This is a genomic window from Anoxybacillus sp. CHMUD (genome assembly GCF_013096965.1).
Taxonomy (GTDB): Bacteria; Bacillota; Bacilli; order Bacillales; family Anoxybacillaceae; genus Anoxybacillus; species Anoxybacillus kestanbolensis_A.
Window position 1 is genome coordinate 15,580 of sequence record NZ_SDLG01000026.1, and the last position, 23,512, is coordinate 39,091.

Genomic DNA, 23,512 nt, shown 5'->3' on the forward strand with positions numbered 1-23,512 from the left:
GCCACTCCTTTTATATACAGAAAATTTATATTTTTAAAATAATTTTTTATGTTACGTTCCAAATTATTACATGAATATTAAAAAAATACAATAAAAAAATTCAAAAAATTTAATCATTCTTTGCAAAAAATAAAAAACAACGGTGACAAGTAGCTAACCGTTGTTTTTGATCCATGTATGTATTACTTTTACTTTCCATACATAATAAACTTTTTATACCAATGTTCGACCACTTCAGGAGCAAACGGCCCCTTTTTTTCTTTAATCCATTGAATTAATTTTTGAATGTTATTTTTTAAAATCTTATCAATAATTTCAGGATAGTTCATTTCGTCGCGATGTCGTTCATATTCATCACGATCTAATATATCGTACTGACCGTTTGGAAATACTTTAATATCCAAGTCATAATCAATATATTTCAACGCCTCTCCATCCCAAACGTAAGGCGAACTAATGTTGCAATAGTAATACACACCGTCTGCCCGAATCATCGCAATAATGTTAAACCAATGTTTTGCATAAAAAAAACAAATGGCCGGCTCACGTGTCACCCACGTTCTCCCATCCGCTTCTGTCACAAGTGTACGATCGTTACCACCAATTACTTCTTCCTCACTTCCTTTTAACACGACCGTTTCTTTCCATGCACGATGAATATGACCGTCATGTTTATAACTATGAATTTGAATGATCGCCCCTGTCTGTGGATACTCCATACACATTCCCTACTTTCATTCGACGCTTTTTCCTCTATTATAACGTTAATCAGCGAGGAAGAAAAAGGGCATCGGACGAAAACCGATACCCTTTTCCTGTTATTGATTTTTTTTCGCTTCTGCTTTTGCGTTTTGTTGCTTCACGTGTTGAACATCAGTTTCAGTCGCAAACTCTGTCCCATACTGGCCAGCGTTTTGCTGTTTTACGTGCTGAATATTTGTTCCTGCTACCGTTTTGTTCGGTTGTTTGTTCATGATGCTCACCTCCACGGTTATTACTTTGTATCATTTGTCGAGAAAATATCCGCATGAATAATTTTTATTTCGCTTTCTACACTACATAAAGAGGTGAGAATGATGTATATTGGACGCGACTTGACAGCCCTTCAAATGATTCCGAAACAACAGTGGAAAGATAGCGAGTTAGCATTTTTTCACCATGTCTTCCAACAAGTCACTCCATATTTGAACATAGAGGGACAAACGTTACATCGTGAAATGATCGAAGAAATTGAAGCAAGAGGCGGTTTACAACGAAACGAAGCAACATATACAAATGGAACACGAGTATTTTACGAGTAAAGGCATATGCCTTTACTCGTATGCTTGCCATATTTTTTGGTATATGACCGGGAACGCATATTGGTTTAGTTCATCGACTGTGACCCATTTATTCGTTTCGTCATCGATTTGTAATTCAAGCGCGTTTCCTTTATATGCTTCAATATGCCACACGATATGGGAAAATACGTGTTCGAATGTACCGATTCGTTGTATTGAACGAAGCACGACATGATATCGTTCGCTTATTTCTTTTATAAATGCTTGTTCATTCGGTGTTGGAGCATGTTCATCGTTTGGAAATTGCCAAAGGTTAGCAAGCAATCCGCTACTTGGTCGCTTTTCAATTCGTATTTTCCCCTCTTCGTTCGTAAGCACAATGGCACGAAAAGCCACATGCTTCGGCGCTTTTCCTTTTGTTTTTACAGGTAGCTCTGCCTCTACCCCTTCCGCAAACGCGCGACAATGGCGCTGAACAGGACATAAAAAACAGCTCGGATTTTTTGGTGTACAAACGAGTGCCCCTAGTTCCATTAACGCTTGATTGAAATCAGATGGATCGTCATGTGAAATAATGCAAGACACAATTTGCTCGAACTTTTTTCTCGTACTTGCTCTCGCAATGTCGTCTGTAATATAAAAAATACGCGACAATACTCGCATCACATTCCCGTCTACTGCAGGTTCAGGGATGCCGTAAGCAATGCTTAACACCGCTCCCGTTGTGTACGGCCCGACACCTTTCAATGAAGAAAATTGTTCCTTAGACGCTGGCACACGTCCACCGTACTTTTCTTTGACTTCTTTTACTGCTGCATGTAAATTGCGAACACGGGAGTAATATCCAAGCCCTTCCCACGCTTTAAGCACTTCCTCCTCCTTAGCGTCAGCTAACGCGTCTAAAGTCGGAAATTTTTCAATAAACTGATAAAAGTAAGGGATGACGGTATCGACACGCGTTTGTTGTAACATCACTTCCGATACCCATATTTTGTATGGATCTTTATTTTTCCGCCAAGGTAAATCGCGTTGCTCTGTTCGAAACCAATCAATTAAATCATGTTGAAACTGCTCAATATGAAAATGCTCCAATATTTGTTGTACATTTTCTTTCACGTTCATTCCTCCAAAGTGGTAAACTAAAAGTAAGTCCAATCGGAAAAAGGAGGCCTTTTATTTGGATACAGGTACACACGTTTTAATGGGTTTTGCATTAGGTGGATTAGCAACATTCGATCCAGCAGTTGCTAACGACCCGACACTTGCGCATGCCGTACTGATCGGCACGCTCGCTGGCTCACAAGCACCTGATATCGACACTGTTCTAAAATTAAAAAATAATGCAAAATATATTCGTAATCATCGTGGCATGACACATTCGATCCCAGCTTTGTTTGTTTGGACGTTGCTTATTAGTGCCGCCCTTTTCTATGTATATGACACGTCCTTTTTTCACGTAGCGCTTTGGACATGGATTGCCGTTAGTCTACATGTGTTTGTCGACATTTTTAATTCGTATGGCACGCAAGCATTACGTCCTTTTTCAAAAAAATGGGTCGCCCTCGGTATCATCAATACATTCGACCCGTTCATTTTTATCATTCACTTAGCTGGCGTCGTCTTATGGCTGAGCGGACACCATGCGGGATATACGTTCCTTTCCGTATATATCGTGCTCATTGGTTACTATATCATTCGCTTCCGTCAACAACAAGCGATCAAACGAAAATTAAAACAAATGTTCTCGGATGTCGAACAAATTATTACGGTACCGACAATAAAATGGAATGAGTGGCATTTAGCTGTGACGACCTCGACCCATTTTTACGTTGCGCGCGCACAAAGCGGAGCGATTGATGTGCTTGACGTTTTCGAAAAATGTCCCGTTCCAAACATCCCGGTCATTGAAAAAGCGAAACAGGATGAAAATTTAGCCGCCTTTTTGTCGTTCTCACCAGTATATCGTTGGGAAATTCACGAATATGACGATCATTATGAAGTGCGTTTCGTCGACTTGCGTTACCGAAGTAAAGATTATTATCCGTTCGTTGCAGTTGTGCAACTTGACCGTGACTTAAATATTGTTAGTTCCTATACGGGATGGATTTTTAGCGAAAAGAAATTACGCAAAAAACTAGAACTTATTCCAAGCTAAAGTAGGCGTAAATGCCTCCTCGTCGACAAATACTATATATGTGCTTCGAAAGCACGAAATGAACGTCTGGGGGGACTAACATTGAGCAATAAAGAACGCGGATTTCCGAATCAAAACAACGAAAAATTAGAAGGCGAGCCACGCGCAAAAGCGGAATACGCATCAAAACGTGCAAACGGCACGATTAATACGCACCCTCAAGAACGAATGCACGCATCAAGTCAACGTGGCGACATCGAGGAGGAATAAAATGGGTAAACATTGGCGTAAAAAATTTTATGATAACCGTTATTCCAATCCTTTCCCACAACCATGGGCGAACCCGAAACACGCTCATGCGCAAGTAAACGGTGAAACACAACAATCGCAAAGTTTAATGATTCTACATTCTGAAGTAAGCAAACGGAAAATTTAATGAGAAAGAGGTTGACGCTCGTGTCAACCTCTTTTCTTTAATAATGAAATAGGCAACGCCACTTCTGTGTTCGGATCACTTAGACGATAGCCCCATGCGAACACACCATTCATATATTGAAGTTTAAATAACGAATGCGGATCTCCTTCAATTTCGTAAAATTCTCCCGGTTGGAAATCATTCGGGTTTAATAAATATGCTTTCGCCATCGCAATTTTCCGCTCATATACGGCGTATTCGTTCACCATTCCCATTTGTTCCGCTTTTCGTGCTTTTTCCGTTAACATGGCGATCTCTTGTTTTAATTCCCTTTCGCTCATTTCACTATATCTTTTTTGATCCATTTTCCCCACTCCACTTTATGACAACTTCATGTTCATCGTATCATAAAGTGAGCCTAAAATACATAGATCAAAATAAGGCTAAATATTCCAGTCATCAATACGTAATAAAGCATCGGAATGAGCGTCATACGAATAATTGTCCCTTCTTTTCCAGCTAAACCGACGACGGAAGCGGCAGCAACAACGTTTAATACACAAACCATATTCCCCGCATTTGCCCCTAACATTTGCCCAGCGATGACGATATGATGCGGCACTTGAATTTGATCGGCAACGCTAAATTGGAATAAAGAAAACATCATATTACTAAACGTCGCACTTCCTGAAATGAACGAACCGAGCGCCCCAATTAAAGGAGCAACTAGCGGCCAAGCGGCACCAACTGCCCCTGCGACCATCGACGCTAACTCAATTGGCATGCTGGCAAGCCCAGCATCATTTACACCGGAATTAATGAAAATGCGAACCATCGGCACCGCTGTACCGAGCGCAATGGCACTACCGATGAGTGTATATGCCGATTCTTTCATCGTCGCCAAAACATCTTCTCGTCTCATCTTATGCATAAAGATTGTAATAAAAATGACAACAAGAAAAATCGTTCCCGGCAAATATAATGGCTCAATCGACGTGCTAATGTTCGTTCCTAAAATGTTGTTAAATTGTATTTTTACTGAACGAAGCCACGTTTTTAACGGCAAGTTTTGGAAACGTGTCAACACTAAAATAATCGCAACGAAAATATACGGCATCCACGCAAGCAAAAGCGGCATGTCGCTTTTTTGCACGTTCGTTACATGTTGGTGCGCATCTGTTTTCTTAAAATCCCACGGCTCTTTCGGCAATAAAAATCCTTTTTTTGCCGCAGGCACAACGATCGCTAAACCAATTAATCCTCCGATCATTGATGGAAATTCTGGTCCAAGGAAAGAGGCAACGAGAAATGCGGGAACAGTAAAACTAAGCCCAGCAAATAAGGCAAATTTCCAAATTTCCAATCCTTCTTTCCACGAACGATTTTCACCAAAAAAACGCGTTAAAATAAGCACTAAAATAAGTGGAATAAACGTACCGATAATAATATCAAACGACACTGCTTGTTTTGCTAGCGTTTGAAGAAACGATGATAAATCCGCTGTTCCGATGACATGTTGCACTCGTTCAGCAACAGAGTTTCCTTCACGAAGTCCTTGATCGACTCCGACAATAATTGGCGTTCCGACAGCACCAAATGACACAGGGCTACTATCTGCAACAAGGGCAACAACAACCGCTGCAAGTGGTGGAAAGCCTAAAGCAACAAGAAGCGGGGCGCCAATCGCCGCAGGCGTCCCAAATCCTGCTGCGCCTTCAATAAATGCACCGAATAACCATGCGATAATGATAACTTGCACGCGACGGTCACGCGTAATACCTAAAAATCCGCTACGAATCGCGTCCATTGCCCCACTTTTCGTTAACGTATTTAACAATAAAATGGCACCGAAGATAATCCATAAAATTGAAATGGCTACAATGACACCTTCAATCGTTGCCGCTGCCACTTGAATACCGGGCATTTTCCAAACAAACAACGATAACACGACCGTAATTACAAAACTAATCGGCATCGCTTTTGCCGCTGGAAGACGTAACAAAACGAGAAACAGAAAGACAGCCAATACGGGTGTAGAAGCTGTAACGACTTGTAAAAAACTCATATTGTTCCCCTTTCTTTGTTGTAATATAATGACATAAGACATTATACTACATATTTGTGCATATATTCACAATAACATTTGACTACTTCGTGACACCTGTTTATGTATATGCTTTCCAAATTATTGTGAATGTATCATACACGAAAGGATGAAAATAATGGAATATATTGTTATTACAGGAGCTGGTACAGGTCTCGGAAAAGAACTCGCCCTTTTATATGCACAACGGGGGTACGACATCATTTTAGTCGGGAGAAGAAAGGAGCCGTTACAATCTGTTCAACAGCAAATCGAATCATATGGAAGAAAAGCGATCGTTTTTCCACTTGATATTACAAATTATGAACAAGTGCACGAAGCAGCCGAAACGCTTTGTCGTACATATTATGTAACGACGCTAGTTAACAATGCAGGCGTGGGTCATTTCGGTCCGCTTGAACAAATGACGGAGCAACATATTCACGAAATAATTGACATTAACGTCAAAGGCACGATATATATGACGAAAGCATTTCTTCCGTATTTTAAAACGCTACCTCAAGCTAATATCATAAACATTATTTCAACAGCCGGTTTGCGCGGTAAAGTAAACGAAAGTGTATATGTCGCAAGTAAATTTGCTGTGCGCGGATTTAGCGAAAGTCTTGTGAAAGAGCTCGCCAACACAAACGTCGCCGTCACTGCTGTATATATGGGAGGCATGGCTACACCGTTTTGGGATGACTCCGACCATATTCAAGACCGCTCTCGCCTTCGTTCACCAAAACAAGTAGCCGAAAAAATTATTAATGAGTATAAGCGACAAGCTGAAATCATCGTGGAGTAGGAGGAGTTAGTCCTCCTTTTTCTTTTCTAAAAACTGTTCAATTAACGAAAGCGAAAAACCTTTTCGGTATAGTGCCTGCTTCATTTTTTGTTCGTACGTGTAACGATCATATTTTTCGTAACGGCGATGTGCTTTTTCCCCGTAATATATGAGCGCTTCCCATTCCGTTCCATCATCTGCAGTCACATGCTGTTTTGCCATTTCAACAATATGTGAAGGAAAACCTTTCATATGCAACAGTTGTGCAATGTATGCTCTTTGTTCTTGATGCGACCGTTTTTTCGATTGCTTATTTATTTTTTCCACCCACTTGATCGCTTTGTCTCGTTGCATATCCTCTGTATAGCGTTCCATCGCTTGTGCGATCACATTTTCACTTATCCCTTTATCCATTAGCTCTTTATAAATCACATAAGGTCCTTTCATTGTCGTATTTACTTGCGTTTGCACGTACGCATGTGCAAATTGCTCATCGTCTATATATCGTTCCTGTTGTAGCTTTGCAATCACTTGTTCAATCGTCCGAACATCTATGTCCCTTTTTTTCAAATAGTCAACAACTTCTTGTTTCGAGCGCATACGGTAAGCTAAAAAACGAAGCGCCATCTTATACGCTTGTTTTTCATCATCTTTTTTCATCATTTCCATCCATTGCTCTTCTGTTACCGTCATTCCTTTTTTTAGGCGATACTCAATCAATACGTCTTGATCAACAGACATGATTTGTTTCTCTCCATCTTCTTTCACAAAATGAACGTAAAAACGTTCTACATTTTTTCGATCCACTTCAATTTTTTCAATCCACATCTTGAAAACACACCTTTTCTTTCTTTTTTTCTTCAAACAACGCATAATAAAGGAAAGGAGGGAAAAATAATGAATATTTTGATTGCTGGAGGAACAGGATTTGTAGGTAAGGCGTTAACAGCATATTTTACACAAAACGGACATCATATGTATATATTAACGCGAAATGCACAAAAACGGGAGAACGATCCGTATATTCATTATGTACAATGGTTAACAGATGACGCAAATCCTCATGAACAACTTCCTTCCATTGATATAATCATAAACTTAGCTGGTGAATCAATTAATAGTGGACGATGGAACGAAACGAGAAAGCGCGCAATTATGGAAAGTCGATTACAAGCGACACATGCCATATATGAACTCATTACAAAAATGAGTAAAAAACCGCAAGTGGTTATTCAAGCGAGTGCCATCGGTATTTACGGCACATCGCTTAATGACACATTTACCGAACGTCGCGAAACAATCGGGATAGACTTTTTAGCTCAAACCGTGAAACGATGGGAAGAAGCTGGGCGACGCATTGAATCACTTGGCGTGCGCACGGTATTTATGCGGTTTGGCATTATTTTAGGTAAAAATGGTGGAGCACTTCCACGCATCGTTCTTCCTTACAAATGGTTTATTGGTGGAACGATCGGAAGCGGGAAACAATGGATGTCGTGGGTGCATATAAATGACGTCATTAGCGCCATCGACTTTGCCATTCGGCATGAAAACATATCGGGTTCAATCAACGTTACTGCCCCACATCCTGTGACGATGGAACAGTTCGGAAAAACGATCGCAAAAGTACTACATCGCCCACATTGGCTCCCTGTTCCGTCCTTTGTGCTTAAAATATTGCTAGGGGAAATGAGCATGCTTGTGTTAGAAGGACAGCGTGTCATCCCAGAAAAATTACTTCAAGCAGGATATCATTTTTCCTTTCCAACTGTTGATCGAGCATTAGTGAACATACTACAATCGTGACGAATACACTATAAGAAAACATAAAGGGGCTTTTGACTGTTCATGATAAATGTATAAATATTTATAAAAATCTGATGATCATTTTATGTGAAAAAAGTCAAAAAGGGGCTGGGAGAAGATGATTCGCACGTACAAAGTCATGCTTCTGCCCAATCATAAGCAAAAGGCGAGGACTATTGCGGAAGTATGAAAAGAATAAAGTTGAAACAGAGGGAGGTGAATACCGTTACAGAAAAACGGAAAACATCAAGAAACTTGACCTCGGAGCGCCAAAGAAACGAGAGTAGCTTCGGCAAAATCGGGCGCGATGAACAAGGAAGGAAACATAGACTTTTTTAAAGTCTTGTAAGTTTTCTGTAACGGATTGACATGCGAAGTAAACTATTAAAATATGGTACAGTATATCCAATTACATCTCCTCCCATGAAAGGAGCGGATGTACGTATTGAAAACGGAAAAATTGCAGAAATCGGCTATAATCTTCTCGCTGATGAGCAAACCGAAGTAATCGATGTCTCAGGAAAATACGTCTTTCCAGGTTTTATCGACGTTCATACACACCTTGGTTTATATGACGAAGGAACGGGATGGGCGGGCAACGACGCAAACGAAACGATTGAAACGATGACCCCACATGTACGTGCCATTGATAGCGTATATCCACTCGATCCCGGTTTTCGCGATGCAATCGAACATGGGATTACAACGGTTCATATTATGCCCGGAAGCGCAAATGTCATCGGTGGAACGACGGCAGTCATTAAAACGCATGGAAAAAACGCCGCAAACATGATCATCAAACAACCAGCCGGTTTAAAAATTGCCCTCGGTGAAAATCCGAAACGCATGCATAGTCAAGGGAATAAAGAATCGCTCACGCGCATGGGCATTATGGGAATGCTTCGCGAAACGTTTTACAACGCGAGGTATAGCGATTGGCCGCACGATTTTCGCACCATCCCCATTATTCAAGCGTTAAATCGTGACATTCCGATCCGTGTTCACGCCCATCGCGCCGATGACATTTTATCCGCCATCCGTTTTGCAGATGAATTCGGGCTTGACTTACGCATCGAACATTGTACCGAAGGGCATCTCATTGCTGAAGAACTACAAGGACGAGATTTACAAGTTTCGGTCGGACCAACACTAACACGTCGATCGAAAGTAGAATTGAAAAACAAAAGTTGGAAAACATATAAAATTTTATCCGACGTAGGCGTTCACGTCTCTATCACAACAGATCATCCATACACACCTATTCAATACTTACCTATTTGCGCTGCGATTGCTGTTCGCGAAGGGCTCGATGAACAAAAAGCGCTCGAAGGCATTACCATTTTGCCGGCACGTAATTTAGGAGTGGACGATCGTGTCGGAAGTCTTGAAACCGGAAAAGATGCTGACATTGTCGTTTGGAATTACCATCCGTTTCACTATCTCGCAACTCCTATATTCACCATGATAAACGGGGAAATAATATACAAGAAAAATTAATAAAAAAACTATTTATTTTTCACATCATTTCAAGTATGATATAAAAGGTTATATACAAAAAACTATATATGTATGCGATAGTAAGGGAAGGCAAATGGTGCGCCACCAGCAATGTGCTGGTTCTAGTGGGTTCGATTCCCACCCCGAAATTTTTTGATTTGCATAAATTAAAAAATTTCGAGGGTGGCTCGTTCCCTACGGTCGACTGCCCTCGTGAATGGAGGGAGATTCGATGTTAAAAAAACGCGAACTGCAAGATTGTCAAGCGTTATACGAGCTTATGGTGCACCCAGACGTCTTCCCTTTCGTGCGCCATAAAGCATATTCATATGAAGAATTTTTGTTCATCACAAAGCAAACAATTGAAGCGGAAGAACGCGGGGAACTAATCTCACGCACCATTTTAGATGAGTGGGGCAATCCGATTGGAACGATTAATTTATTTGACATTGAAGATGGCGCTGGCTTTTTAGGCACATGGCTTGGAAAACCGTATCACGGCAAAGGATATAACCAACTTGCTAAAGATGCCTTCTTTAACGAACTGTTTTATGAACGTTCCATCAACACGATCTTCATGCGCATTCGCAAAGTTAATGTCCGCTCGACAAAAGCTGCTGAAAAACTCCCTTACGTCACCCTTGCTAATGAAACGAGAAAGCCATTATGGGAAGCAATGAATCAAGGTGAAGACATATATAACTTATATGAAATTTCAAAGGATAACTATACGTTATATGCGATGCGCCAACAAAAACTTGACGATGAACAACAATTAAAAGAAGCGTAACCTGTTCTGCACGAACAGGTTTTTTATTTGGATAATTTTTTATTTTTCTGTTCATAATGTTAACGTAATATTTAATTAAAGTGAGGGATACATATGGCTGACAAAAAGAAACGTGAAAAAACAAAAAGTACGCTCTCGAGCGCACAAGAAGTGACGTATGCTCGCGATTTTAAACGTGCGGACCAAGCAGGTGGATTTACCGATAAACATGCTCGCCATTAACAACATTTTCTATTCATCTTTTTCGCTATTTGTCACATGCTACTAGCGAAAAAATAACGAGGAGGCAATTCACATGGGACGTTCACGCGGTCAAAAAGCTAGAGACAAAAACAAGTCAACGATGCCACAAGTGCCGAAAACAATGAAATCAGACGGTTATGATGTCGAGTTTTCTGCCGAATTTGCTGATCATGAAGATTTAGAGGCGCAAGCACGCGCCGAAGCAGCTGGCATTCGTCAAAGTAAAAAGAGTAAATCTTAAGAGACGAAGAAGGTGTCCGAATGTCGGAACACCTTCTTTCCTAACCTCATAACTCATACTACACTCTAAACTTCGCCACTTCACTTCTTAATTTCTCGGCCATTTCAGCTAACGATGTAGCTGCGGACATGATTTCTTCACTATATGACTAAAACAGAAACTTTATATGATGTCAACGCCCAAACCAAATTTTTAACTTTTTATCCAAAAATATTTTTCTTTTTTTTGAACGTTTTATTTGCGATATTTTTCACAAGTTAAATGCATGCTACATTACATATGTACAGACCAAAAAGTCCCTTTTTGCCTAGAAGGAGGATTATAATCATGAAAGCTGCAGTTGTGGAACAATTTAAAGAACCATTAAAAATTAAAGAAGTAGAAAAACCAACGATTTCATACGGTGAAGTGCTATATAGATGCAATTTGGAACTTTAACGTTTTCGTCTTTTATGGAGTAATCAGTATTTTTCGTCAGCCATAAGTCAAACCTTCCAGTTGTATTTATATAGTACGTCTTAAATGTCGAAGTACAACCGCTTGAAAACATTAACGACGTGTTCGACCGCATGTTAAAAGGACAAATTAACGGTCGCGTCGTGTTAAAAGTAGATTAAAAGAAGGCGTCACTCGGCGCCTTCTTATTTTACTTCAACGGAAAACACTTGATGATCATGAAGCTCTTCCTTAATTACGTGCACACGAAACTGATACGTTCCCGAAAATGCGAATAAAACTTCCGAAACATACATCCCGTTTCCCTTTTCATTCATTGTGACATATGTATGCTTCTTGTCTCCTCCTCTCCAATACTCCATTGTTACTTGTGCATCTGTTAAAGGTTTTCCATCCGATAGCATTTGTACTTGAAACATCGTTCGTTCATTTTGTTTTGCTTCTTTTGGTGAAAGTGTCATATGTACATGATGGTGTGTATGTGCATCATTAGATTGCGTTGGTGTTTTCGTTGTCGCTCCTTGTTTTTGCTCAACACGAACTTCATTTTTTTCCATACGGTGCAAATGATTCGCTGTCACATGGTACGTCACTACATATACACCATCCGCCCCAAATGTTTTTTCAGCGACGTACACACCGTTTCCTTGATGACGAGCTGGAATCATCTCGTCGTGCTCTTCTCCTTTTCGTCTTATTTCAAACTGGACATCACTCGCCTGTTCAATCGGCTTCTTCCCATCTGTAACTGTCACTTGAAGTGTGGCTGGTTCATCAACATAAATGGTTTGGGGCGTTGTTTGAAAAACGACTTCTAGTTGTGCAAGCTGTTCTTTTTCTTGTTGTTGCGTATTACCTTGTGACGTACATCCATAAACAGTAAACATAATCAAAAGGACTACCCATGCTAGTTTTTTCATCCTATTTCGCGCAGGAGACTCCCACTTCAACGACCAAAGAGAGTAAGTGGGAGAGGAATGCGCGTTCCCCCTTTCTTTTGTGTATGAGATAATAAAGGCGTGGAGAAAACCGTTAAATAAAGGCACTCCAATAACTGCTACTCGATGTATGGAGTTGGTTACAGGAAACGTTGTAACCGTAAAACATCGAGCGTATGTCCGTCTGTTGTGTGTGGAAACCAAGTACTGCCAACAGACAAACTGAGAGAATCGGTAACGATGTAGGCATGACCTGCATCGTTGGGCAGTTGTCAACCTGCCCCTTGATGCAACCCCAAGCCAAAGAAGGAGGACAAAGTCCGCTCGCACTTCTGGGGAGTTGCAAGCCCTCGCTTCAAGCGTTAGCTAAGTGGGGGTAGTTGACTTTATTTCTCTCCATTCTTAGTATTTATTACAAAGCACCGTTCCCCTTATTTACGTCCCACAAAACGTCCGATACGGTCGGTCAGACGGCTCAGGAGGTATAGCATATTGTTCTTGTTCTTTCGTGTATGCATACGGATGTTGCAACGCATGAAGCAACTGCTCCATGACCGTATAATCCCCGCGTTCAACCGCCGCCGTCAGCGCTTCTTCGACCCGATAGTTGCGCGGAATGATCGCCGGGTTGTTTTGCCGCATTCGTTCATACACTTCATCTTTTGTTACGCCTTGACGGGCGATTCTTTGTTGCCAACGTGTATACCAGTCGCGAAGTTCTTGTTCGCAAAAATGCCATTCCTCTAATGTCAACGCCCGAAACGTATTCGTATAATCGAGGCGATGCGTGTACATCAAATGAAGAAGCTCTCCAATCAGCTTTTTATCTTTCGCCTCTTCCGTCCAAAGCCCGAGCTTCGCGCGCATTCCTTGTAACCAATACGTTTCATACAATGCTGGAAATTGTTCAATGACTTTTTGCGCAATCTCGATTGCTTTTTCCTCTTCGTCATGTAAAAGCGGTAGTACACTTTCTGCAAAACGGGCGATGTTCCATCCAGCGATATATGGCTGATTTCCGTACGCATACCGCCCTTGAGTATCAATCGAACTAAACACCGTCTTCAGATCGTATACGTCCATAAACGCACACGGTCCGTAATCAATCGTCTCTCCGCTAATCGTCATATTATCGGTGTTCATCACCCCATGAATAAACCCGACCAATTGCCATTTCGCCACAAGTGCCGCCTGCTTTTTCATCACTTCTTCAAGTAAAAAAACATAGCGGTTGGACGCATGTTCCCCGTTCGGATAATGTCGCTTGATCGCATAGTCGGCTAACGCTTGCAATTCCTCTTTAGATAAAAAACGCGCCGCATATTGAAACGTCCCGACACGCAAATGACTCGCAGCCACGCGCGTCAAAATCGCTCCCGGAAGTTCCGTCTCTCGTATCACCACTTCTCCTGTCGTCACGACCGCTAAACTTCTCGTCGTCGGAATCCGAAGCGCGTCCATCGCCTCGCTAATGATATACTCCCGAAGCATCGGTCCAAGCGCCGCTCGACCATCCCCACCACGCGAATACGGTGTCCGCCCTGAACCTTTTAGCTGAATATCAACTCGCTCTCCACTTGGCGTCACATGCTCCCCAAGCAAAATGGCACGCCCATCGCCAAGCATATTAAAATATCCAAACTGATGTCCGGCATACGCCTGAGCCAAAGGCTCCGCCCCGTCCGGCACACGATTTCCCGCAAACACCGCCACTCCTTCTTCACTCGCCAAAGCCTCTCTATTTAATCCAAGCTCCTCCGCAAGCGAACGATTGAGCACAACAAGCTTCGGATCACGAACAGGCGTTGGACGCATCCTCGTAAAAAATCGCTCAGGTAAACGAGCATAGCTATTATCAAAGTTCCAGTTGGCGTTCAACATATTTCCTCCCCGCATGAAATATTCGAATGATGGTTGTATGTATTAGTATATCCTATTTTCTTTCATCGTGCTGTTTGGGAATGCATGACGTCAATTTTGTTCGTTTAATTCGATAGTGAAAAATTGAAGATGAAACACGATACAACAAGCGAAGAAAAAAGAATATCAAGCGAACAGTGCCTGGCACCGTTGGCTAATTGACGGTCACCTTCTAATTATATATAATAACCACATAACAGTTAAAAAAATATTTTAACTTTTATGGGGGTATAAATTTGTATAGCATTAGTAAAGAAAAAGTTAGGAAGTATATGACGAAATCAGGAATTTCTACACAAAAAGAACTTGCGGAAAAGATGGGAATTAGTAAAAATCAATTATCTATGCTCCTTTCCCCTAATTTCAATCCTATCAAGTCAAATGCCTTAAAACTTTGCCATACACTTGGAGTAGAAATTGAAGATATCATTTATTCCGAGCAACTGGAGCTTGATTTAGGAGATATAGATACAAAAGCTGATGTTGAAACAGAAAATACCGTTAATGTTTTTCACTACGAAGGCTCTCATAGTGTAGAAGTGAGAGATATCGTTGCAGCTAAACAATATACAGCTGTTGAATTATTTGCAGGTGCCGGAGGGTTAGCGCTTGGGCTTGAAATGGCGGGCTTTCACTCCTTAGGGTTGGTAGAAATTGATAAATATGCCTGCAAAACATTAAGAAAAAATCGACCTCATTGGAACGTAATCGAAAAAGATGTTATTGAAGTGGCTGAGCATGGAATAAAAAACTTTATCAATAACTGTCCAAACGATATCGATCTATTATCTGGAGGGTATCCTTGCCAGGCTTTTAGCTATGCAGGGAAAAAACTAGGGCTAAATGATGCAAGAGGAACGCTATTTTACTATTACGCAAAAATTCTGCAAGAACTGCAACCAAAAATGTTTTTAGCCGAAAATGTAAAGGGACTTGTCAACCACGACAACGGAAAAACATTAGCAACCATGCTCTCCGTTTTTGAAGAAATAGGCTACAACGTTCAATGGAAAGTATTGAATGCTTTAGACTATGATGTAGCACAAAAAAGAGAACGAATATTCATTATAGGGATAAGAAAAGATTTAGTTGAAAAATATAGCGTTTCTTATCGTTTTCCTAAACCGTATGGATATACGCTGACATTAAGGGATGTCTTGCAAGATGTTCCTCCATCCGAGGGCGCTAAATACCCTGAAGAAAAGAGAAAAGTTCTTGAACTTGTTCCCCCTGGCGGTTACTGGAGAGATCTCCCAGAAGAAATCGCCAAACAGTACATGGGAAAAAGTTACTACTCAGGTGGCGGAAGAACCGGGATGGCGCGAAGATTGTCATGGGACGAACCATGCCTAACATTAACATGTTCTCCTGCCCAAAAACAAACGGAAAGATGCCATCCAGAAGAAACAAGGCCTTTTACTGTCAGAGAATATGCAAGAATACAAAGTTTCCCTGACGATTGGGTATTTGATTGCTCGATGAACAATGCTTATAAACAGATTGGTAACGCTGTTCCCGTTCATATGGCTAAAGCTGTAGGTTTATCTATCGTAAAAGTTTTGAACGAAATTAACAAAAAGGGGAATGCCTAGGCATTCCCCTTTGCTTTATATTTCTAGCTATCGGCGTTAAACGTTTCCTCGATCTCTTTTGCGAGCTGTTCAATAATCTCTTCGATTAGCTTTGAAGAGTCAAATTCTGTTGCAACTTCCCCTATCGCATCTGTTAATCTTTGATAAAAGTTTTCAATCCCCGTAATTTTGTACCAAAACTCTTGTCCAACAATGACAGGATATTCTTGATTAATTTTTTGATAATGACCGCTTAACTGATCAGGTGTACCATAAAGAACACCAACGACTAAATCAGTGAAGCCAATATGAAGATTATTCGTCCTCGCAAGCCTTTTAACACCTGCAAAATGATTCTTTATCGTTTCTACATCGTCTTTATTAATGGTGTTGGGTCCTGCTTTTACTTGACAATATTTTCTTCTTCCATCTACTTTATCAATAAATTCAATGTCTATCCCTGCTGTAGTAGAAGCAAAGCTCCCCAGTACTTCACTACAAAATTTTTGGAGTTTATTCCCAAACGTTGTGTTAATAGATGTCCCCAATACCCTTGGATACACCAACGCCTTTGCCATGCTAACAGGATCATCATTCCCTGTTAAAAATCTCGCTTTATACTTGTCTAAAAACGGGTTCAAATGGAACTCCTTTAATTTCTTCAACTTTTTTGTATTACGTATATGGCTAGAAGCGATTTCTTTCCTAAAAAATTCTTTCGCTCTTTCAATCATTTCATTCGATTCTTCTTCACTCAATACATTTACATGTGACGTTTCTCCCGACATTTCCATCCCTCCTACAAACACCCTCTACTTTTATATTAACATTTCTATCCTCCAAAATGTGTTAAAGTAGCATCAATTTATTTGAGTTTTAACTTCGCAACACTCTCGACATGCGCTGTATGTGGAAAAGGTCGAACGGTTGAATGTATTCGATGTGATAGTGCTTTGCGAGGGTGTCGATGTCGCGCGCAAGGCTGGATGGATTACAATGGCGAACAGTGCCTGGCACTGTTCGCCAATGGAGATGCTTCAAATACCTAAATTTATTTTTTCTCATTTTTTTCTACAGCATGTCCGCCAAATTCGTTGCGTAAAGCTGCTACTACTTTACCTGTAAATGTATCTGTTTCTAATGAACGATAACGCATCAATAAGGACATAGCGATGACAGGAGTGGCTGTTTGTAAATCTAAAGCCGTTTCGACTGTCCATTTTCCTTCACCGGAAGAATGCATAATTCCTTTGATTTCCTCTAATTTTGCATCTTTAGAAAAGGCGCGTTCTGTTAATTCCATAAGCCATGAACGAATAACCGAACCGTTATTCCATACTCTTGCTACTTTTTCATAGTCATAATCGAATTCGCTTTTCTCTAATATTTCAAATCCTTCACCAATGGCAGCCATCATCCCGTATTCAATCCCATTGTGAACCATTTTTAAAAAGTGGCCGCTGCCTGCTTTTCCTGCATATAAATACCCATTTTCTACAGCCGTATCCCGGAAAAGAGGCTCGACAACGCTCCAAGCTTCAGGATCTCCTCCAACCATGTAGCATGCTCCGTTCCGGGCACCTTCCACCCCGCCAGAAGTCCCGGCATCCATAAAACGAATCCCAGCTTCTTTTAGCTCATTATAACGATGAATCGATTCCTTATAGTGAGAATTGCCGCCATCAATCACGATGTCTCCTTTGTTTAAAAATGGAGTAATTTCACGAATAACCGAATCAACAACATTGTGCGGAACCATGAGCCAAACAATTCTTGGATTTTCTAATGATAAAACGAGTTCCTCTAAGCTTGATACACCTTTAGCGCCGTATTTTTTTATTTCTTCAACCGCATTTGCATTTACATCGAACGCCACTACTTCATGTTTATGGTCAATGAGATTTTTACCTAAGTTTAATCCCATTTTCCCTAAACCGATTAACCCGACTTTCATGTTCATTGCCCTCCTCGAACTGATTTAACCTTTCGACATTATTCACATTTTATACGTATATATGCACAGCTAATCTATAGTTCCATTTAGAAATGATATTTTCTAATGATGAGAATGAAGTTCGACAAGATCATTCGTAACTACCACCAATTGAATCCGTCCTCTTCCAGTAACCGATGAGAAGCCTCTGGCCCCATTGAACCTGAACGATACGAATGAAGGGGAAGGAGATTTCCCTCAAATGCCTCTAAAACAGGCTGTACCCACTTCCAAGAGAGTTCAACTTCTTTCCAATGAGCAAAGAAAGTCGAATCGCCTCGCAAAGCATCAAAAATTAACACTTCATAGGCTTCAGGTACATTTTTCTCATTAGTTGAAAAATGCATATGAATAGGCTCGATTTTTCCATTGTTTAATATATTTTTACTATTTAATTGCAACGTAACACCCTCATTCGGACTGATTTCAATCACTAAAAGATTAGGAACCGTTTCCTCATTTTTTGGCAAGTACCATTCCTTTAATGGATTTTTAAACTCAATCACAATACGAGTAGATTTTTCCTTCATTCTTTTCCCTGTACGGAGATAAAATGGCACCCCACTCCAAAACTCATCATCAATCCACAAGCGAGCCGCAACAAATGTATCTGTTGTTGAAGAAGCAGCAATTCCAGGCTCTTCTTTATATCCAACAACTGGTTTACCAAAGATTTCTCCAGGACCATATTGGCCGCGAACGACATGTAAACCTACTTCTTCTTTTTGTAATGGGCGAAGAGATTCGATGATTTTTCTTTTTTCGTCACGGATGTCTTTTGCGCTGATCCGTTTCGGCAAGTGCATGGCTGTCATCATCAACAATTGCAGCATATGATTTTGAAACATATCGCGAATCGCCCCTGCGCGGTCATAATAACCCGCTCTCTCTTCTACCCCAACCGTTTCACTAGCCGTAATTTGTACATTCGCTATATACTGATTGTTCCATAATGATTGAAACAAAGGGTTGGCAAATTTTAAAGCTTCAAGGTTTTGTACCATTGGCTTTCCGAGGTAATGGTCTACCCGATAAATTTCATCTTCTTCAAAAGCTTGACTTAACTTTTTATTTAAATCTTGAGCGGATCTCAAATCGTGCCCAAACGGCTTTTCGATAATCAGACGTTTCCAACCTTTTGTGGAGCCCAATCCACTTTCCTTAATGTTCGACGTAATTACATCAAAAAACTCTGGCGCAACAGATAAATAAAACATGCGGTTTTCAGGAATATTCAACTCTTTTTCACGTTGCTGAACGATTTCCAATATCTTTTTATACCCTTCCATATCCGTTACATCTAAAGAAGTATAACGAAATGCACGGAGAAATTCTTCCATTTTGGAACGGTCATTGATGAAACGTGTAGAAAATGTTTTTAATGAATGTGCCACATGTGTTTGAAAGTCATCATCCGACCATTCTCTTCTACCTAAACCAATAATGGAAAACGAATGTGGCATTTTTTGATCGAGAAATAAATGATATAATGCAGGAAAAATTTTTCTTTTCGCTAAATCCCCTGTTGCTCCAAACAAGACAAAGGTCATAGAATCCACTTTTGATTTCACCTCCATCTTTTCTTCTTGTACTAAAAAAGTAGATAACCACTATCGAAAATACAAAATTTATCATTTTGGACTCTTTTTACGCCCTTCATCTTTTCCGATCGCGCTCTTGAGTACAAACATTATCTACGCAAGATAAAAAGATCAGAATTTCAATTAAATCCGATCTTTTTATCTCTCGTAAAAAAATGTAGTGATATTTGTCTTTTCTTCTATTGATTAGAAGTTCACATTTAGGCCATAAAACGCGGCGATATATAATTTTTTCATTTCTTCTACAGATGTTTCACGCGGATTCGTGCTTGTGTATGGATCTTGCCCGGCATTGGCTGCCATTTCATCCACGTGTGCATTGGAACAACTCCCCGGATACCCCATATTCTTGGAGCATATTTGGATCACGATTCATGTTGTCCCCTCCTATGCTTACGTTTTGTTTTACAGAAGCTAGTATAATCCGTATAATCCTATTTTAGAAGTACGCACTTTATTATCATGTAGTGATAAAAAGTATACTATTGGTTTATAATAGAGATGGAGGTGGAATAAATGGGACATGTTTGTGGCAAAATGTATAACTGTGAAAAAGAATTGACACTTGCTGTTATTGGCGGTAAATGGAAAATGCTTATTTTATGGCATCTAGGAAAAGGTGGGACGAAGCGGTTCGGCGAGCTAAAGGCTCTCATGCCGGGGATCACCCAACGAATGCTTGTTAACCAGCTGCGAGAACTGGAAGCAGACCTTATTGTTGAACGCAAAGTCTATCCAGTTGTTCCTCCAAAAGTAGAATATTCACTGACTGAACATGGAAAAAGTCTAATGCCAATTCTCGATGCTATGTATGAGTGGGGTAAAAATTATATGGAGACGGTCGTGAAGGGCCAAGTAAAAATCAATGAGTCCGCCAAATAAAAAACGCTCTCTCCTTTAAAAGCTCGAAAACGGCCTTCTCATCCTCCTTTATTTCAATATCGTTATGTTTGCAGAAAGAATGTGTGTTTATTGGAGCACTAAATCTTATAGAGGCATATAGTCATCAAAAAACGGGCAGCATCTTTATAAATGGTCTGCTGCCCATTTTTTACGTATATACATTGATGACTCTCCTCACTTAATTCTTTATATTCCTTTTTAGTATACTTTTTTACACTATGTTACATGAAAGTGTGTACTTGCTAAAGCGAATGATGTGCCTAATAATATCAAATATCATGGATATTAATAACATGAATGGGGTAAAATTTTTTAAGACTGATGACAAGAAAGGAGGAGGCTTATGAAACTAAGAGTTTCAGCCGTTCAATACCATCTCCATACGATAAATTCTTTTGAAGAATTTGCTAATCAAGTGGATCATTATATTAAAACAGCTCAAGAATTTGATGCAGATTTTGTTTTATTCCCAGAATTTTTTACTACTCAGCTCATGTCCATTGGCAATGAACAAGGACAGCCTTTGACGATTCAAGAGCTTCCTGATTTTACTGAACAATATCGATCTTTATTTATAGATTTAGCCAAGAAAACAAAGATGCATATTATTGGAGGAACACATGTCATCCGTAAAGGTGACCGATTATACAATGTGGCTCATTTGTTCTATCCAGATGGAAGAGTTGCCGAACAGGCAAAGCTCCATATTACTCCGACGGAAGTAAAGGAATGGAACATGTCTCCTGGTGATGGTCTACAAGTGTTTGAGACTGAAAAAGGAACGATTGCCATGTTGACGTGCTATGACATTGAGTTTCCAGAAATTGTTCGCATGGCTAAAGCGAAAGGCGCTGATGTTATTTTCTGTCCTTCTTGCACGGATGATCGTCACGGATTCCATCGTGTTCGTTACACAAGCCATGCAAGAGCCATCGAAAATCAAGTCTATGTTGTCACGACGGGTACAGTAGGTTCCCTTCCGACGGTTGACTTTATGCGGGCGAATTTTGGGCAAGCCGCGGTGATTACACCAAACGATATTCCATTTCCTCCGCGCGGCATCTTAGTCGAAGGGGAAATCAATCATGATATGATTGTAACCGCTGATCTCGATTTAGAACTGTTATATCAAGTTCGCGAAAGCGGTTCCGTCACTACATGGCGCGATCGTCGCACCGATCTCTATCCGGACTGGAAATAAGGTAAGACTAGCGCTCTTAAAGGAGGGAGAAAAATGTATCGAAAAGAATTTTACGTCTTTGACCAAGATCGGCCTGTTCCTGCGGTCATTCGAAATTATGAAGAAAAGGACTTTCCCGGCTTAATCCGCATCCAGCAAGAAAGTTTCCCACCGCCATTCCCATCTGAATTATGGTGGAACACGGAACAGCTGAAAAACCATGTTACTCTCTTTCCAGAAGGAGCCTTATGTGTAGAGGTCGATGGCGAAATTGCTGGATCGATGACAGGATTGATTGTTGACTTTGATCCGAATCATCCGGAGCATACATGGGAAGAAATTACCGATAATGGATATATTCGCAACCATAATCCAAATGGCAATACGCTCTATGTTGTTGATATTGGCGTGCGCCCTGCTTATCGCAAATTAGGATTAGGAAAATGGCTAATGTTATCCATGTATGAAGTCGTCGTTCAATTGGGATTAGAACGGTTGTTAGGCGGAGGGAGAATGCCTGGCTATCATAAAAAAGCTCATGAGATGACGGCAGAACAATACCTCGAAGCGGTCGTAAAAGGTGAATTAAAAGACCCGGTCATTACCTTCCTGCTTCGCTGCGGCCGTACCCCTGTTAAAGTGGTGGCTAACTATTTAGAGGATGAAGAATCTTGTAACTACGCGGCGCTGATGGAATGGAAAAATCCTTTTTATACAACAAAATCTGAACAAGGAGAATGATGAACATGGAATATCGGAGAATTACGAGTATTGAAGACCCTTTGTTTAAAAAAATGCACGAATTGATGCAAGAGGTATTTCCTCCTGAAGAAGTATTAGCATTCGATCTTTGGAAAGAGCCTCTAGAGGATCCGGGAATTCGTGTGTGTGTTGCTGTTCATGAAGGGAATGTCGTAGGTGCGACAGAGTACCGCTATTATGAAGATTTAAATGTCGCAATGACAGACTTCACGATCATTGGCCAAGCAGGACTTGGTATCGGGCGATTTTTAGCACAAAAAAGATTAGAGGATTTGAACGCTTGGGCCGCAGCAAGCGGAAAACAGTTATTTGGCATGTTTGCGGAAATTTATGATCCTTATCGCGTAGAACATTATGAATTTGGCGGAATTAAGCCGATGGATCCATATGTCCGCCGTGAAGTATTGTCTCATCTTGGTTATAAGCGTCTTGATTTCCCTTATGTTCATCCGTCTTGGAACAACGATGGAGAGGCTGTAACTGGACTCGACCTTTGTTTCCTTCCGATGGATGATAACGTAAATGAACTTCCAGCGGAGCTTGTTGTGAAGTTTTTGAAACGATATTATTCTGTCTTATCAAACAAGCCAAAGGCTTGGTATGAAATGGTTGAAAATCTTGAAACGAAAAATACGGTACCTCTTTTAAGCATTTAATGTACTAACGTCGTATTCATTTAATTTTAAAAGTCCAAATTCAAAAAACTAAAAAATCCTTTATCAATTCAAATAGTGACAGTACACTTTGTTTGTTAAAATTCTTTCTATAAAATATATCATAGTAGTAAAGGAGCATTCCTGTTAGAAGTTTTTTCGGGGACTTGAATAAAAAAAGCCCTCTTGGTATGATTCGGGGGTGTCAATCGGATGAATTGACCCCTAATTTGGATACCAAGGAGGACTATACATGAAT

27 protein-coding genes are annotated in these 23,512 nt (G+C 40.5%); 15 read left to right on the plus strand and 12 right to left on the minus strand.

Going from position 1 to position 23,512, the window contains the following annotated elements:
* Positions 1 to 188 precede the first annotated feature (188 nt).
* Positions 189 to 719, minus strand: coding sequence for a nucleoside tri-diphosphate phosphatase (ntdP, locus tag ETB99_RS13320; RefSeq protein ID WP_171700806.1), 531 nt, complete (start codon positions 717 to 719; stop codon positions 189 to 191).
* A gap of 99 nt (positions 720 to 818) precedes the next feature.
* Entirely contained in the window at positions 819 to 974 is a 156-nt protein-coding gene (locus tag ETB99_RS13325; protein WP_091704697.1) for a gamma-type small acid-soluble spore protein, read from the minus strand.
* Positions 975 to 1,076: 102 nt separating this feature from the next.
* Here ETB99_RS13325 and ETB99_RS13330 point away from each other — a divergent pair, with 102 nt between their 5' ends.
* Positions 1,077 to 1,301 (plus strand): cytosolic protein, encoded by a 225-nt coding sequence (locus tag ETB99_RS13330; protein ID WP_171700807.1) that lies wholly within the window; start codon positions 1,077 to 1,079, stop codon positions 1,299 to 1,301.
* Between the two features lie 12 nt (positions 1,302 to 1,313).
* Here the strand turns inward: ETB99_RS13330 and mutY are convergent, their stop codons facing one another.
* The gene (mutY, locus tag ETB99_RS13335) at positions 1,314 to 2,402 is read right to left on the minus strand and encodes an A/G-specific adenine glycosylase (protein WP_077429396.1); all 1,089 of its coding nucleotides are present in this window, start codon (positions 2,400 to 2,402) and stop codon (positions 1,314 to 1,316) included.
* Positions 2,403 to 2,457: 55 nt separating this feature from the next.
* On the opposite strand from mutY, the gene ETB99_RS13340 reads away from it, so the two are divergent.
* The 3 genes from ETB99_RS13340 to ETB99_RS13350 all read left to right on the plus strand — a co-directional run bounded on the left by ETB99_RS13340 (position 2,458) and on the right by ETB99_RS13350 (position 3,850).
* Positions 2,458 to 3,435, plus strand: coding sequence for a metal-dependent hydrolase (locus ETB99_RS13340; protein WP_035020563.1), 978 nt, complete (start codon positions 2,458 to 2,460; stop codon positions 3,433 to 3,435).
* Between the two features lie 81 nt (positions 3,436 to 3,516).
* The gene (locus ETB99_RS13345; RefSeq protein WP_006322049.1) at positions 3,517 to 3,684 is read left to right on the plus strand and encodes a small, acid-soluble spore protein K; all 168 of its coding nucleotides are present in this window, start codon (positions 3,517 to 3,519) and stop codon (positions 3,682 to 3,684) included.
* Position 3,685: 1 nt separating this feature from the next.
* Entirely contained in the window at positions 3,686 to 3,850 is a 165-nt protein-coding gene (locus ETB99_RS13350; RefSeq protein ID WP_171700808.1) for a YpzG family protein, read from the plus strand.
* Positions 3,851 to 3,873: 23 nt separating this feature from the next.
* On the opposite strand, the gene ETB99_RS13355 is transcribed toward ETB99_RS13350, so the two are convergent.
* Positions 3,874 to 4,203, minus strand: coding sequence for a YfhH family protein (locus tag ETB99_RS13355; RefSeq protein WP_006322045.1), 330 nt, complete (start codon positions 4,201 to 4,203; stop codon positions 3,874 to 3,876).
* Between the two features lie 44 nt (positions 4,204 to 4,247).
* Positions 4,248 to 5,894 carry an L-lactate permease gene (locus ETB99_RS13360; RefSeq protein ID WP_171700809.1) on the minus strand — a complete coding sequence of 549 codons (1,647 nt, stop codon included), beginning with the start codon at positions 5,892 to 5,894 and terminating at the stop codon, positions 4,248 to 4,250.
* Positions 5,895 to 6,051: 157 nt separating this feature from the next.
* Here ETB99_RS13360 and ETB99_RS13365 point away from each other — a divergent pair, with 157 nt between their 5' ends.
* Positions 6,052 to 6,720, plus strand: a complete 669-nt coding sequence (locus tag ETB99_RS13365) for an SDR family NAD(P)-dependent oxidoreductase (RefSeq protein ID WP_171700810.1) — start codon at positions 6,052 to 6,054, stop codon at positions 6,718 to 6,720.
* Positions 6,721 to 6,726: 6 nt separating this feature from the next.
* Here ETB99_RS13365 and recX read toward each other — a convergent pair whose 3' ends face one another.
* Positions 6,727 to 7,527: a recombination regulator RecX gene (gene recX, locus ETB99_RS13370; protein WP_091704675.1), complete on the minus strand. Its 801-nt coding sequence runs from the start codon at positions 7,525 to 7,527 to the stop codon at positions 6,727 to 6,729.
* A 69-nt stretch (positions 7,528 to 7,596) separates the two neighbouring features.
* Here recX and ETB99_RS13375 point away from each other — a divergent pair, with 69 nt between their 5' ends.
* The 5 genes from ETB99_RS13375 (at position 7,597) to ETB99_RS13395 (ending at position 11,276) form a co-directional block, all read left to right on the plus strand.
* The gene (locus ETB99_RS13375; protein WP_171700811.1) at positions 7,597 to 8,505 is read left to right on the plus strand and encodes a TIGR01777 family oxidoreductase; all 909 of its coding nucleotides are present in this window, start codon (positions 7,597 to 7,599) and stop codon (positions 8,503 to 8,505) included.
* A gap of 369 nt (positions 8,506 to 8,874) precedes the next feature.
* Positions 8,875 to 10,002 (plus strand): amidohydrolase, encoded by a 1,128-nt coding sequence (locus tag ETB99_RS13380; RefSeq protein ID WP_171700812.1) that lies wholly within the window; start codon positions 8,875 to 8,877, stop codon positions 10,000 to 10,002.
* Between the two features lie 232 nt (positions 10,003 to 10,234).
* Positions 10,235 to 10,792 carry a GNAT family N-acetyltransferase gene (locus tag ETB99_RS13385; protein ID WP_171700813.1) on the plus strand — a complete coding sequence of 186 codons (558 nt, stop codon included), beginning with the start codon at positions 10,235 to 10,237 and terminating at the stop codon, positions 10,790 to 10,792.
* A gap of 93 nt (positions 10,793 to 10,885) precedes the next feature.
* Positions 10,886 to 11,014, plus strand: a complete 129-nt coding sequence (locus tag ETB99_RS13390; RefSeq protein ID WP_006322037.1) for a YfhE family protein — start codon at positions 10,886 to 10,888, stop codon at positions 11,012 to 11,014.
* A gap of 73 nt (positions 11,015 to 11,087) precedes the next feature.
* Positions 11,088 to 11,276, plus strand: a complete 189-nt coding sequence (locus ETB99_RS13395) for a YfhD family protein (protein WP_021095855.1) — start codon at positions 11,088 to 11,090, stop codon at positions 11,274 to 11,276.
* A 641-nt stretch (positions 11,277 to 11,917) separates the two neighbouring features.
* On the opposite strand, the gene ETB99_RS13400 is transcribed toward ETB99_RS13395, so the two are convergent.
* Both ETB99_RS13400 and ETB99_RS13405 read right to left on the minus strand, forming a co-directional pair.
* Positions 11,918 to 12,619, minus strand: coding sequence for a FixH family protein (locus ETB99_RS13400; RefSeq protein ID WP_235045464.1), 702 nt, complete (start codon positions 12,617 to 12,619; stop codon positions 11,918 to 11,920).
* 486 nt (positions 12,620 to 13,105) lie between these two features.
* Positions 13,106 to 14,551, minus strand: a complete 1,446-nt coding sequence (locus ETB99_RS13405) for a protein adenylyltransferase SelO (protein ID WP_171700814.1) — start codon at positions 14,549 to 14,551, stop codon at positions 13,106 to 13,108.
* Between the two features lie 275 nt (positions 14,552 to 14,826).
* Here ETB99_RS13405 and ETB99_RS13410 point away from each other — a divergent pair, with 275 nt between their 5' ends.
* Entirely contained in the window at positions 14,827 to 16,182 is a 1,356-nt protein-coding gene (locus ETB99_RS13410; protein ID WP_253263644.1) for a DNA cytosine methyltransferase, read from the plus strand.
* 23 nt (positions 16,183 to 16,205) lie between these two features.
* On the opposite strand, the gene ETB99_RS13415 is transcribed toward ETB99_RS13410, so the two are convergent.
* From ETB99_RS13415 to ETB99_RS13430, 4 genes are all read right to left on the minus strand, one after another.
* Positions 16,206 to 16,949, minus strand: a complete 744-nt coding sequence (locus tag ETB99_RS13415; protein ID WP_253263645.1) for a PmeII family type II restriction endonuclease — start codon at positions 16,947 to 16,949, stop codon at positions 16,206 to 16,208.
* Between the two features lie 263 nt (positions 16,950 to 17,212).
* On the minus strand, positions 17,213 to 18,115 hold the full coding sequence (gene gnd / locus ETB99_RS13420; protein ID WP_171700816.1) for a phosphogluconate dehydrogenase (NAD(+)-dependent, decarboxylating): 903 nt from the start codon (positions 18,113 to 18,115) through the stop codon (positions 17,213 to 17,215).
* Positions 18,116 to 18,255: 140 nt separating this feature from the next.
* Positions 18,256 to 19,713, minus strand: a complete 1,458-nt coding sequence (gene zwf, locus ETB99_RS13425) for a glucose-6-phosphate dehydrogenase (protein WP_171700821.1) — start codon at positions 19,711 to 19,713, stop codon at positions 18,256 to 18,258.
* Positions 19,714 to 19,941: 228 nt separating this feature from the next.
* Complete coding sequence (locus tag ETB99_RS13430; protein ID WP_235045462.1) at positions 19,942 to 20,124, minus strand: hypothetical protein; 183 nt, start codon at positions 20,122 to 20,124, stop codon at positions 19,942 to 19,944.
* A 147-nt stretch (positions 20,125 to 20,271) separates the two neighbouring features.
* Between ETB99_RS13430 and hxlR the strand changes: the two genes are divergently transcribed.
* The 4 genes from hxlR (at position 20,272) to ETB99_RS13450 (ending at position 23,256) form a co-directional block, all read left to right on the plus strand.
* Positions 20,272 to 20,637 (plus strand): transcriptional activator HxlR, encoded by a 366-nt coding sequence (gene hxlR, locus ETB99_RS13435; protein WP_020961358.1) that lies wholly within the window; start codon positions 20,272 to 20,274, stop codon positions 20,635 to 20,637.
* A 364-nt stretch (positions 20,638 to 21,001) separates the two neighbouring features.
* On the plus strand, positions 21,002 to 21,859 hold the full coding sequence (locus tag ETB99_RS13440; protein WP_171700817.1) for a carbon-nitrogen hydrolase family protein: 858 nt from the start codon (positions 21,002 to 21,004) through the stop codon (positions 21,857 to 21,859).
* Between the two features lie 33 nt (positions 21,860 to 21,892).
* On the plus strand, positions 21,893 to 22,579 hold the full coding sequence (locus ETB99_RS13445) for a GNAT family N-acetyltransferase (RefSeq protein ID WP_171700818.1): 687 nt from the start codon (positions 21,893 to 21,895) through the stop codon (positions 22,577 to 22,579).
* Between the two features lie 5 nt (positions 22,580 to 22,584).
* Positions 22,585 to 23,256 (plus strand): hypothetical protein, encoded by a 672-nt coding sequence (locus ETB99_RS13450; RefSeq protein ID WP_021095845.1) that lies wholly within the window; start codon positions 22,585 to 22,587, stop codon positions 23,254 to 23,256.
* The last annotated feature ends 256 nt before the right edge of the window (positions 23,257 to 23,512 follow it).